Origin of the sequence: Flavobacterium sp. SLB02 (assembly GCF_009664855.1) — a bacterium.
Lineage (GTDB): Bacteria > Bacteroidota > Bacteroidia > Flavobacteriales > Flavobacteriaceae > Flavobacterium.
In genome coordinates this window covers 5,826,207-5,838,711 of record NZ_CP045928.1, presented here as the reverse complement: position 1 = coordinate 5,838,711, position 12,505 = coordinate 5,826,207, and the positions used below count along the sequence as shown (strand labels likewise).

The 12,505-nt window shown below is 34.2% G+C and carries 9 protein-coding genes; 3 read left to right on the top strand and 6 right to left on the bottom strand.

Going from position 1 to position 12,505, the window contains the following annotated elements:
- The first annotated feature begins 50 nt into the window (after positions 1 to 50).
- Positions 51 to 476 carry a hypothetical protein gene (locus GIY83_RS22310; protein WP_229029155.1) on the top strand — a complete coding sequence of 142 codons (426 nt, stop codon included), beginning with the start codon at positions 51 to 53 and terminating at the stop codon, positions 474 to 476.
- Between the two features lie 349 nt (positions 477 to 825).
- On the opposite strand, the gene GIY83_RS22305 is transcribed toward GIY83_RS22310, so the two are convergent.
- Entirely contained in the window at positions 826 to 3,216 is a 2,391-nt protein-coding gene (locus tag GIY83_RS22305) for a penicillin acylase family protein (RefSeq protein WP_208683511.1), read from the bottom strand.
- 116 nt (positions 3,217 to 3,332) lie between these two features.
- Here GIY83_RS22305 and GIY83_RS22300 point away from each other — a divergent pair, with 116 nt between their 5' ends.
- Positions 3,333 to 4,889 carry a hypothetical protein gene (locus GIY83_RS22300; RefSeq protein WP_208683510.1) on the top strand — a complete coding sequence of 519 codons (1,557 nt, stop codon included), beginning with the start codon at positions 3,333 to 3,335 and terminating at the stop codon, positions 4,887 to 4,889.
- A gap of 321 nt (positions 4,890 to 5,210) precedes the next feature.
- Entirely contained in the window at positions 5,211 to 7,022 is a 1,812-nt protein-coding gene (locus GIY83_RS22295; protein WP_208683507.1) for a hypothetical protein, read from the top strand.
- A gap of 56 nt (positions 7,023 to 7,078) precedes the next feature.
- Here the strand turns inward: GIY83_RS22295 and GIY83_RS22290 are convergent, their stop codons facing one another.
- The 5 genes from GIY83_RS22290 to GIY83_RS22270 all read right to left on the bottom strand — a co-directional run bounded on the left by GIY83_RS22290 (position 7,079) and on the right by GIY83_RS22270 (position 12,468).
- A complete protein-coding gene (locus GIY83_RS22290) occupies positions 7,079 to 7,525 on the bottom strand; it encodes a YMGG-like glycine zipper-containing protein (protein ID WP_194617786.1) in 447 nt (148 codons plus the stop codon).
- A 376-nt stretch (positions 7,526 to 7,901) separates the two neighbouring features.
- On the bottom strand, positions 7,902 to 9,179 hold the full coding sequence (gene kynU / locus GIY83_RS22285; protein ID WP_208683504.1) for a kynureninase: 1,278 nt from the start codon (positions 9,177 to 9,179) through the stop codon (positions 7,902 to 7,904).
- Between the two features lie 185 nt (positions 9,180 to 9,364).
- Positions 9,365 to 10,414 carry a tRNA preQ1(34) S-adenosylmethionine ribosyltransferase-isomerase QueA gene (gene queA / locus GIY83_RS22280; protein WP_065448560.1) on the bottom strand — a complete coding sequence of 350 codons (1,050 nt, stop codon included), beginning with the start codon at positions 10,412 to 10,414 and terminating at the stop codon, positions 9,365 to 9,367.
- Between the two features lie 371 nt (positions 10,415 to 10,785).
- Complete coding sequence (locus GIY83_RS22275) at positions 10,786 to 12,009, bottom strand: 3-phosphoshikimate 1-carboxyvinyltransferase (protein ID WP_208683503.1); 1,224 nt, start codon at positions 12,007 to 12,009, stop codon at positions 10,786 to 10,788.
- Between the two features lie 132 nt (positions 12,010 to 12,141).
- Entirely contained in the window at positions 12,142 to 12,468 is a 327-nt protein-coding gene (locus GIY83_RS22270; RefSeq protein ID WP_007811153.1) for a nucleotide pyrophosphohydrolase, read from the bottom strand.
- Positions 12,469 to 12,505: the final 37 nt, after the last annotated feature.

The following is a 12,505-nucleotide window of genomic DNA, read 5'->3' as shown; positions in this document are numbered from 1 at the left end:
AACTTTTAAAGCTGTAAATACTATTTATTTAACCTATGAAAAAATTAAAGATGCAACTTCTAGTATCATTACTATGCCTGTTTATTCCAATCATTGGTAATTCTCAAACAGCTGCCAAAACAGTTCCAATGCCAACTCAGCAAAACAAAATTATCATTGACAAAATTGTTGAAGCCGCACATTACAAAAACTATGTTGTTGATTTTTGCCTGGAAACCATAAACGAAGCTGCCCTTAAAGAAAAATGGAACGATCAGAAAACAGTCGAAATAACCGAAACCATCAATTATAAAAATTTCAGGGACGCCGTCTATAATATGTTCGCGTTTTACAACGAAATAGAATTAGAAACACTCTTAAAAACATACAAACAGGATACGGCTTACCAAACCTCAAACGTTATGATTTCTAATGATGCTCTAGGGTATAATCTGGAGATATTTGCGAATGATATTGTTCGGGGAAAGTATAAATAGAGGTTCAAAGTTGCAAAGGCTCAAAGAGACAAAGGTTTTTTCTTAGGTTCTGAGATGCTAAGTTGCTAAGGTTCTAAGTTTTTTTTTAAAAGAAGGTTCAAAGTGGCAAAGGCTCAAAGAGACAAAGGTTTCTTAGATGTCGAAATCTTTGTCAAAGTTTAAAACTTTGACAAAGATCCTTACAGTCAAACTATTTACATAAAGCTTTGTGTTCTTTATGACAAAGTCACAAAAGGTTAAAAAACTTTGCGAATCTTTGCGTAAAAAAACTTTGCGCGCTTTGCGGTAAAATCACACAAGCCAAAACACACAAACCGATAACCTGAAACTTGAAACCTGAAACAAAAAACTACTTCTTCTCCGGTTTAAAAACCAACTTAGTCGACGTTTTTATAATCTCCTCTTTATTTAATTTCATTTTTCTGAATTTCCCTGCATTGTACATTTCTGCCTGATCGCCGTAATGTTTGCTGAACGGATTTCCGGATTGTCCGGTTGGCAAGATACTCCAGCTACTTTCTATATCTGAGAAATCAACGACTCTTCGGGTTGATGGTCCGCCTTTTACATAATATTTTCCTTCTTTGTTAAATCCGAAGAATTGATTATTTATGACTTCATTTGATCCCGGAGCTGCAAAAGGCCCCACATCAAAAAGTTTACGTAACGCAGCTATTTTCCCTAACGGATGTTCGTGTTCTACCGTATGTACTTTTCCCCAATTCCAGTCGGCAGCCTGATCGCCTAATTGTTCCTGAAGTTCTTTTACAGATTGATGAAACGCTTTTGAAACAATTTCGGCTCTGGTTTCTTTTACATTTTTGGTTTTAATATCATCCCACCAAACCGAATTTTCATTCTCAATTTGTCTGGCAATAACTTGTTTCCCTAAACTGGTTCCTAAAAACAGATTAAAATTATCTTCTCCCATTTCATCTTCAAAAGTATTTTTTAGATATAAATAAATCCATTTATTGTAAATCGTCGATCCAACATCTTCCAGATTATTCGTTCCTTTCCATGATTTCAAAGCCGTAATTACTTCTTTTTCTTTTGGCGAAAGCGAAGCAATATTTACATTCGAAATTAAACTCTGAACTACTCCCGGAGCGATTGGAGAAGTATTGTCAAAAATCATTCTACTGATTGCTTCTTTATCCCAATCTGATTTTGCATCCATTAAAGCGGAGATTCTTTTAGCGCGATCTTCTGGCAAATAATATCCAGGATACAAATAACCATCGATAGCTTCCGGCTGATTATTGGCTGAATAAACATAACCCCATTTTGGATTTTCGGCCGATGGATTTTTAGAAAAATCAAGATATTCTTTGATATCATCTTTCCCACTTGCTCCATCCAGAATAAGAAACGAATTCACGCCTTTATCATGTTTATAAAGTGTTCCTGTTGCCCACCAAGCCACATTTCCTTTAGCATCGCCATACATTACATTCAATCCCGGCGCTGCAACCAATTGAACTGCTTTCCTGAAATCTTCCTTGCTTTTAGCGTGCGAAAGTCCATAAACCGCATCCAGAATCTGAATAGGCTGTTGGGTATAAATCCAGGACATTGCAATCGGATTTTTTCGGTCTAAACGTTCCAATAAATCATTCATAATCGGTCCGTGTCGGCTTGATTTTACCGTAAGCACCACATCCGATGTATCTTTTACTTTAATTGTTTTTCTTCTGGTTTCATACACTGCAAAACCTGTTGGAGTCTGATATTGGTTTGCATCTCCTGCTTTATTCTTTTCCTGATAAAAATCGATATCATCATTTTCGAACATGGTTAATCCGTAGGCGTAATCACGATTGTGTGCCAATAATGGGTACGGAGTTCCGGCGAGATAACACCCATACAATTCAAATTCCGGAGTAATTAAATGCGCCTCGTACCAGGTTGCCGGTTGCGAAAAACCAATATGCGGATCATTGGCAAAAATCACCTTTCCGCTTTTGGTTTTATTTGGTCCTGCTACCCAACTGTTACTTCCTACAAAGGGCGGAATTGGAGAGTTATCCAATAATGCCGCTACCGACTTTGCAATTGTCGTATATTCTTCAATATCTTCTTTAGAACTCTTAATTTGTGTGGTATTAAATTCTCCTTCGATTCCTAAATCTTTCAAATATTCTGCTCCATATTTATTGCGAATATCTGTCAATAAAGGATCTGTTTTTTGAGCCATTGCAAAACTGAAAGACATGTATCCGAAAATGTTATAAACGTCTTTTATCGTGAATTTTTCTTTTTTAACGCCTACCAAAGTAAACTCAATTGGCGTTGTGCCTTCTTCCAGATATTGATTAATTCCATCTAAATAGGCCAATGTCATTTTATAACTCTGACTGTTTTTATCTAATTTGGCAATGGCTTTCGCCGAAGCTTCTTCGATACCAATTCCGGAGAAAAATTTATCATTTTCAAGCGCTACAGATCCAAAGATTTCTGATAATCTTCCGGGAGCAATTCTTCGAAGCAATTCCATTTGCCATAATCTTTCCTGCGCATGAACGTATCCTAAAGCCGTCATGGCATCTTTTTCAGAATTGGCATAAATATGAGGCACTCCAAAATCATCAAAATAAACAGTGGTTTCTTTCTCAAGGTTTTTCAATTGTACTTCACCTTCATATTTGGGTTTCAGATGAAAAATATAAGCACATAAACCAATTCCAAGAATAACAATCAATACGAATAAAACCAGTAGAATTTTTTTAATTTTTCTCATATTCAAAAAAAGTATTAGGATAAATGATTGGGTAATGATGTAACTTTAAGACAGAATCCTGTAAAAAACATCGCTTTTAAAACTCTAAATTTATGTATTTAAAATCAATACTATAAATGTCAATCTATAAAAAAATAGCGATCGGAGTAATTTCTTTGTTTCTTTTTGTGATTTTAGCCAATATTGGTCTTAACTATTGGATAAAAAAACAATTACCCATAATTGTAAACGAGAAAAACAAAACCGTATACAACATTCATTATGAAAAAATTGAAGTTTCGCTTATTTCACGAAATATTCATGCCACGACATTATTAGTAAGCCCTAAAAATCAACCAAAAGATAGCAAAAACGGGCTTTTCTCTAAAATAGAATCCATAACGATCAAGCATTTTAATATTTGGGATCTGGCTTTTAATGATATCATTCAGGCCGAAAGTATTATCATCAATAAACCTCGTGTGATTTTATACAAAAAAGGAGAAAAACTTATAAACGACAGCAAAAGCATAAATAATGAAATCGTTGAACCTTTTAGAAAAATAATTTCGGTTTCGAATATCTATTTAAACGACGGAACTGTAGATGTCGTTTCTCTGGATAGTGAAAAACCAATTTTAAGCATTAAAAAAATAATACTGAAACTTGAAGGTATATTATTAACTGACGCGACATTAAAAGAAAAAATTCCCCTTCGTTATAAAAGCTACGCGTTAGTAATCGACAGCTTGTTTTATCGTGAGAGCGCTTTTTACCATATGAATATTGGAAAAATAAGTACTGAAAAAAGCTTTCTAAAAATTAATAATTTCTCCTATATTCCGCAACTTAGCCGCAAAGAATTTGTAAAACATCTGGAGAAAGAAAAAGACATTAACACTCTAAAATTTGATTCGGCTCACGTCGAAAAAATGGATTGGGGCTTCAAAAACGACCGCTTTTACTTCAAAGCAAATTCTTTGATAGTAAATCATTTTGATGCGAATATTTATCGCGGCAAAATGCCTAAAGATGATTTGAGCAAAAAATACCTTTACAATCATTTACTACGCAACATTAAATTTCCGCTACAAATTGATACTATACAAATTTTAAAATCGAAATTAGTTTACGAAGAGGAAAAAGAATTTGAGAAAGGCCCGGGTATTCTAAACTTTGATCGTTTTAATATGCAGGTGACTAACGTAAAAAGTGGTTTTGGATTAAAAAAAACTGCCGATGTTAAGATTAAAGTAAATTGTATTTTCATGAAAAATTCTCCTCTGGATGTAGTTTGGAGTTTTAATGTGTTAGATAAAAAAGACAGTTTTCATATTCAGGGAACAATATCCAACTTTGATGTTGCCGCTATGGGAAGATTTAGCAAACCTTACATGAATGCTTCATTTACAGGAGTATTTAACAAGTATCGTTTTAATTTTTATGGAAATGACAATATAGCTAAAGGAAATGCCTCATTGGATTATGACGATCTAAAAGTAAAATTATACAAAAAGAAAAATCCTGAAAAAGAAGCCAAATTAAAATCAGCAATTGTAAATTTATTGGTTAAAGATGACTCAGAAGAAAAACCAAAAACCGCCGATGTTGAGCTAGAAAGAATTAAGGAAAAGTCATTTTATAATTTTCTCTGGAGAAGTATAGCGGAATCTTTGAAGAAGATTTTGATTTGATATTTTTATATTACGATTTTTTTTAGCCACGAATTTCACGAATTAGCACGAATTAATTATATACATTATTCCTCGTAATATTGAAGTCTATAGGATTGTGCAAAACTTTGACAAAGCTAGCTAAGCAGTATGTATTCCCGGAATAAAAAAATTGTTAAGTAACGTAATTAATTGCTTAATAATAATAAGTGGAAATTCGTGAAATTCGTGGCAAACTTTTTAGTCATCATATAATTTTCAACCATTTTAAAACCTGACAATTATCAGTTTTTTTAAGGATAAATTTTCCAACATTTGCTTTTATTTTTAATTTAAAAACAAATGACAAAGCCACCTTTACACACTTTTCATATTCCTGTAATGGGACTCGCCTATACAATCGACAGCCCAATTCGAGTAGCGCAATATGGAATTTCATCTGTAGTTTCTATAGCCGATGATGATTTAATTGAAAAGATGCGTAATTTTTATAGCACAAAATTCAATTTTCCTTATGAGGAAATAAGTCAAAAGTTTCAGGACTACAGAGCCGAAAGAATTACGTCATACCTTAATTTAGTTGACAAAATTGTAAAAGAAAAATTCGACAATTTTAAAACTGAATTAATCGAAAGCAAAACTGCTTTAGAAAATTATATGGCGATGTTACCCAATACATCAGACATAAAAAAGGGATTTCAAAATTTATTAGATGATGGAATTTCTTTTAAAGAAAACATTCAGAATTATATCGAATCGCATCTTTATCCCGGAGAAATCGATGTGAATATCATGACCAAACTGGATAAAGATAATTTTGATAAAAACGAACAGCTTCCTATTGAATTTAATGATGCTCATGCTGCTTTAAGAGGCTTTGCTAGAAGTAATCTTGAATCATCGGTTGTACTTTCTGCGGGAATGAATCCGAGATTGTTTAGTTATTTTGAGAATTTTTCAGATTTTTTGCCGAATCTAAATAATGAGCTAAAAAAGAAAATCACCTTAAAAGTAAGCGACTTTAGATCAGCGATGATTCAGGGCAACTTTCTAGCCAAAAAAGGACTGTGGGTTTCTGAGTACAGAATCGAATCCGGATTGAATTGCGGTGGGCACGCTTTTGCTACAGACGGTCTTTTATTAGGGCCAATATTAGAAGAATTTAAACAAAAAAAGGATCAGCTTGTTCAATCTGCACACGAGTTGATGACAAAAGTATTACAGCAAAAACAAATTTATGCTCCTGAACATCCTTTACCGCTTAAAATTACGGTTCAGGGCGGCGTAGGAACTGCTGAAGAACATGAATTTTTATTAGATAATTACAAAGTAGATTCTGTTGGCTGGGGATCTCCATTTTTATTGGTTCCGGAAGCTACTTCTGTAGATAAAGCTACTCGTGAGTTATTGATGGATGCAAAAGAAGAAGATTTATATCTAAGCCATATTTCGCCTTTGGGAGTTCCGTTTAATACTTTAAGAGGAACTACCAACGAGATTTTAAAACAAAAAAGAATCGACCAGAATAAAGCCGGAAGTTCCTGCCCGAAAAAATTCCTGGCTTTAAGTAAAGAATATGATCCGCACGGAATTTGTACTGCTTCGAAAAAATTTCAGGACCATAAGCTTGAAGAATTAGAAAACGTAAAAGACACCATGTCATCTAAAGCTTTTGAAAAAGCAAAATTTGCGATTACCGAAAAATCATGTTTATGTGTTGGTTTGGCAAATGCGTCGTATTTAGAGAACGATATTAAAATAAAAGGGCAAGCGCAGGGAGTTGTAATCTGTCCTGGGCCAAATATGGCTTATTTTGACCAAGAAGTTTCATTGTCTGACATGGTGGGTCATATTTATGGAAATAAATCGATTCTAAGAACCGAAAACAGGCCGAATTTATTTGTGAAGGAATTAAAAATGTATGTGGATTATTTTAGAAATGAAATAGACAACATTTCCGGAGATATTACCAATGCACAGCTAAAAAAGTGGAATACTTTTAAAGCCAACATTCTGGAAGGAATAGAATATTATAATACTTTACTTTCTCCTGCTTTATACTTTAAACAGGATTTAAGTACAATTAAAAAAGATTTTGATTTTTATAAATCCGAATTATCTAACATAAAAATACCGACCTTAGAATTAGCTTAAAGTCAAAAACCCCGATTTAGATTTAAATCGGGGTTTTTATTTATATAGAAATTGTTCTACTCTTTTTTATTTTTGCTATCGATAACAGCACCAGTTCCGGTTCCTAAAGCAGCACCGGCCAGACCACCAATAATGGCTCCTTCGCCTTTTTTCTTACTCACAATTGCTCCGGTTGCAGCACCGACTCCGGCACCAATTACAGCACCTTTAGCAGTAGCACTCCATCCTTTTTTCTTTTTGGTAGTTGTGGTAGTGGCAGTTCCGTCTGCTTGTTGTTGATGTACTACTACAACTTTTTGAGTTTCTACTTTTTGTTGCTCTACCTTTTGCTGTTCTTTAAGGTCAGCCATTTCAGTTTTCATTGAATCAATAACTCTTTGTTTATCAATTTCAACTTTCATCGAATCAATGCTAGCTTGTTTAGCTTTATTAATGTCTTCTTTTCCTTGGTTCTGACAAGAAACAATTGATAAAGCGGCGAATAAAATATATAAGGCTTTCATGATTTTGTTTTTTAAAATTATTACACTACAAATTAAAGAACATTCGTTTTGTTGAAGTTACATAATTTAGGCTAATGGTTACAGAATTTAAAGATTGTCGTCTAAATGAGACACGGATGAAACGGATTGCTAAAGCAAGTCGCGGATTTAGAACGGATTTTTTTTAAGCATTGTATATAAAAAAATCTCGCAAAGTCGCAGAGTCTCAAAGTTTTTCTCATTTTATGTCATTTCGACGAAGGAGAAATCTTCACGAGAAGCTCGACAAAGATTTGATTCTCGTTGCGGAGTTACTTGCGAAGATTTCTCCTTCGTCGAAATGACATAAAATGAGAAAAACTTTGAGACTCTGCGACTTTGCGAGATTAATTAACTTTTACTTTCCTAAAATTCCTTTTTTCAGAATTTGTCCAAAGTCGTACATATCTTCATATGAACAATATAAAGGAACTGGCGCCAGACGAATTACATTAGGTTCACGCCAATCTGTGATGACTCCGTTTTTCATTAAATAATCAAACAAACTTCTTCCTTCTCCGTGTAAAAAGACAGACAATTGTGATGCTCTTTCTTGAGGATTTGAAGGTGTGATGATTTCGAAATTTCCTTTTACTTCTTTATCTATTTCATGCAAGATAAATTCTAAGTATGAGGTAATATGATCTCTTTTTTTAATTAAGGCATCCATTCCAACCTCAGCAAACATTTCTACAGATGCTAAATAAGGTGCTAAAGAAAGTACGGGCAAATTACTAATCTGCCAACCATCGGCTCCATGAACCGGATCGAAAGTTGGTTCCATTTTAAAACGGCGCTCTTTGTTATGCCCCCACCAACCTGCGAAACGAGGTAAATCAGGGTTGTTATGATGTTTTTCGTGTACGAAACATCCAGACGCATTTCCTGGTCCTGAATTCATGTATTTATAACTGCACCAGGCCGCGAAATCTACATTCCAGTCATGAAGCTCCAGTTTGATGTTTCCGGCAGCGTGTGCCAAATCCCAACCTACCTTTGCTCCTGCTTTTTGTCCGGCTTCAGTAATCGTTTTAATGTCAAAAACTTGTCCGGTATAATAATTTACTCCGCCAATTAAAACCAAAGCCAGTTCATCTCCAACTTCTTCAATTTTAGCGAGAACATCTTCCAGACGAATATTGTGTTCTCCCTCGCGACGTTTGATTTCGACAATTGCATCTTCTGTTTTATATCCATGAAAATGCACCTGGCTCTGAAACATATACTGATCTGATGGAAATGCTTTTTCTTCGCAGATAATTTTATAACGTTTGCCTTTTGGCTGATAGAAAGAAACCATCAATAAATGAAGATTCACCGTCAAAGTATTCATTACCGTAACTTCTGATGGCAAGGCTCCAACAATTTTACTTAATGGTTCTGCGAATCTTTCCTGATAATCCCACCAGGGTTTCTCAGCATAAAAATGACCTTCGACAGCAAGATCTGCCCAGTCATTCATTACTTCATCTATATATGCTTTGGTGCGTTTTGGCTGTAAGCCCAGCGAGTTTCCTGTAAAATAAATTACTCTTTTATCATTTACCTTAGGAAAAATAAATTGATCCTGATACTGATTTAATGTGTCTTGCGAATCAAGCTCTCGTGCGAATTCGCGTGTATTTTGAAAAGTCATTGTATTTGTTTTGAATCGTAAAAATAACAACTTTTAAAATATATTACTGAAAATTAACATGTTTTAAGTTTTCAGTCACAGTCACAGTTTTCAAGATTCAAACTGGGACTGTAATCTGAGACTGGGACTAAAACAAAAAAACCCACCATTGCTGGCAGGTTTTTGTATTTTATCTGAATATCTAATTAGATAATCAACATTGCATCTCCGTAAGAATAGAATTTGTATTCTTCTTTGATTGCTTCATCGTATGCACGTTTCATTAAATCATGTCCACAGAAAGCAGAAATCATCATTAATAATGTTGATTTTGGTGTGTGGAAATTGGTGATCATACAGTTTGCAATACTAAAATCGTGAGGAGGGAAAATAAATTTATTTGTCCATCCTTCGTAAGGATTCAAAGTATTTTGAGATGAAACTGAACTTTCGATAGCACGCATCGAAGTTGTTCCAACAGCACAAATGCGTTTTTTCTTTGCTTTTGCCTCGTTTACAATATCACAAGCCTCTTGTTTGATGATCAATTCTTCAGAATCCATTTTGTGTTTAGACAAATCTTCCACCTCAACCGGGTTAAAAGTTCCTAAACCAACGTGAAGTGTAACTTCAGCAAAATTGATTCCTTTGATTTCTAATTTTTTCAAAAGGTGTTTTGAGAAGTGTAAACCTGCAGTTGGTGCAGCTACAGCTCCTTCTTCTTTTGCATAAATAGTTTGGTATCTTTCAGCATCTTCAGCTGTTACTTCTCTACTAATGTATTTAGGAATTGGAGTTTCTCCAAGTTCTGTCAATTTGTTTCTGAATTCTTCGTAAGAACCGTCATATAAAAAACGTAAAGTTCTACCACGAGAAGTTGTATTGTCGATTACCTCAGCAACTAACGAATCGTCATCACCAAAATAAAGTTTGTTTCCGATACGGATTTTTCTAGCCGGATCAACTAAAACGTCCCAAAGACGTTGCTCAGAATTTAATTCTCTTAATAAGAAAACTTCAATTCTTGCTCCTGTTTTTTCTTTGTTTCCATACAAACGTGCAGGGAAAACTTTAGTATTGTTAAGAATCAAAACGTCTCCGTCATCAAAATAATTGATAACATCTTTAAACATTTTGTGCTCTATAGTTTGTTTTTGACGATCGATTACCATTAAACGAGATTCGTCTCTGTTTTCTGCCGGGAATTCTGCTAAAAGTTCTTTCGGTAAATTAAATTGAAAATGTGATAATTTCATTTGAGAAAGTTATGAGTTATAGATTTTCAATCAGGATTATTTGAAGACCTGATTTTTAATCTTGTGCAAATATACGATTGTGAGATAGGCGTTGTCAAGTGTTTTGATGTTTATTTTCAAAAGTCGTTGATTTAGTGGTGTTTTGGTGACATAAAAAAATGAGATTTCACCATATAAGTGATATAAGTTCATTTAAATCAGGAATCTTTAAAAATTGCTGGTGTTTTTATTTGGTTAAAGCCAAGAAGTTTGCGCATAAAAAAACCTCCGGTTAAAACTGGAGGCTATGTATTTTTTTCGCCACGAATTCACGAATTAATTTGAAAATGAAACTTAAAAATAATTCGTGAATTTGTGGCTATCTTTTTCTATTACAATTCTGAAATTTCGAAGTTTAATTCTTTCAGGTCATTCCAGAAATCAGGATACGATTTAGAAACGACTTCAGCATCTTCAATAATAATCGGCACTTTTAAGGCTAAAGGTGCAAATGCCATTGCCATACGGTGATCATTGTAAGTTCCTATTTTTATATTATGATTGATATTTTCTGAAGCTACCAAAGTCAGACTATCGTTCGTTACCGAGATATTGGCACCTAATTTTGTCAATTCAATTCTAAGTGCTTCAAGTCTGTCTGTTTCTTTAATTTTCAACGTATGAAGACCAGTTAAATGGCAACCAATTCCCAGACCTAAACAGGTTACAACAATGGTTTGTGCAATGTCTGGCGTATTGTTTAACTCGAAGTTTACGGTTTCGTATTTAAAATTCTCTTGTTTTACCAACGTCATTTTATTGTCCTGAAACGTAGTCTGAACTCCTAACTTTTCATAAAGCGAAACCAATTCAGAATCTCCTTGTAAACTATTTTCTTTATAACTACTCAATGTGATGGAAGCTGTATCGGCCAAAGCCACTAAACTAAAAAAGTACGATGCTGAACTCCAATCTGATTCTACAACCATTTCTTTCGAAGCTACTTCAGCTTTTGGATAAACCTTAATCACATTTCTTTCAAAACTAGTCTGAATATCTAAATCGTTTAGCAAAGCCAAAGTCATTTTGATATATGGAATCGAAGTAATCTCTCCTTCTAAAGTCAACTCTAAACCATTTTCTAATTTTGAAGCTATAAGTAAAAGTGCCGAAATATACTGGCTGCTTACATTTGCTGCCAAAATAACTTTTGAAGCAGTTACTTTTTTTCCTTTGATTCTGATTGGTGGATAACCTTCTTCTTTTTCATAAGAGATTTCCACTCCCAATTGTCCCAAAGCTTCAACTAAAATTTTAATCGGACGTTCCTGCATTCTGCTTGAACCAGTCATTACCACTTCACGGCCTTCGTTTACCGCAAAATACGCAGTTAAAAAACGCATTGCTGTTCCTGCATGATGAATGTCTACAATTTCGTCATTACCAATCAGGGCTTTTTGCATTACCTCGCTATCATCGGAGTTTGATGTATTCGCCAGTGTTACATTTGGGAACAATGCTTTTAACAACAATAAGCGATTGGTTTCGCTTTTTGATCCTGTTACTGCAATTTGTCCTTGTAAATTATGTTGAGTTGTTTGAAGTAGTAAATTCATTTTTTTAATGGTAAATTGAAATTATGAATTATGAATGGTTAGAAACGTAATTCGCCACGCAATTTACCACTCCCCACTCATAATTCAAAATTCAAAACTCATAATTCAAAACTTATGAGTGATATTTCACAATTATTTCAATTTATCGTTGTTTTTGTGACGATCCTTGTCTCGAACTGATTTTAAATCCATTTTTTTATCAAAAGCGGCTTGTAAATCTATTCCGGTTTGGTTGGCAAGACACAAAACTACAAAAACAACATCAGCCAGCTCTTCGCCCAGATCTTTGTTTTTATCACTTTCTTTTTCTGATTGTTCCCCGTAACGACGGGCAATAATTCTGGCTACTTCCCCTACTTCTTCCGTAAGTTGCGCCATATTTGTCAATTCATTAAAGTAGCGAACACCGTGTTCTTTAATCCAGGTATCTACATCAAGTTGTGCATTTTTCAAGTTCATAGCTATACTCTTTTTAAAACATTTTTTTCATTTTGAC

Excerpts from the sequence above, each read along its gene's own strand:
- queA (WP_065448560.1), bottom strand. The coding sequence starts at position 10,414 with ATGAAATTATCACATTTTCAATTTAATTTACCGAAAGAACTTTTAGCA.
- GIY83_RS22270 (WP_007811153.1), bottom strand. The coding sequence starts at position 12,468 with ATGAACTTGAAAAATGCACAACTTGATGTAGATACCTGGATTAAAGAA.
- GIY83_RS22310 (WP_229029155.1), top strand. The coding sequence starts at position 51 with ATGCAACTTCTAGTATCATTACTATGCCTGTTTATTCCAATCATTGGT.
- GIY83_RS22300 (WP_208683510.1), top strand. The coding sequence starts at position 3,333 with ATGTCAATCTATAAAAAAATAGCGATCGGAGTAATTTCTTTGTTTCTT.
- kynU (WP_208683504.1), bottom strand. The coding sequence starts at position 9,179 with ATGACTTTTCAAAATACACGCGAATTCGCACGAGAGCTTGATTCGCAA.
- GIY83_RS22275 (WP_208683503.1), bottom strand. The coding sequence starts at position 12,009 with ATGAATTTACTACTTCAAACAACTCAACATAATTTACAAGGACAAATT.
- GIY83_RS22295 (WP_208683507.1), top strand. The coding sequence starts at position 5,211 with ATGACAAAGCCACCTTTACACACTTTTCATATTCCTGTAATGGGACTC.
- GIY83_RS22305 (WP_208683511.1), bottom strand. The coding sequence starts at position 3,216 with ATGAGAAAAATTAAAAAAATTCTACTGGTTTTATTCGTATTGATTGTT.
- GIY83_RS22290 (WP_194617786.1), bottom strand. The coding sequence starts at position 7,525 with ATGAAAGCCTTATATATTTTATTCGCCGCTTTATCAATTGTTTCTTGT.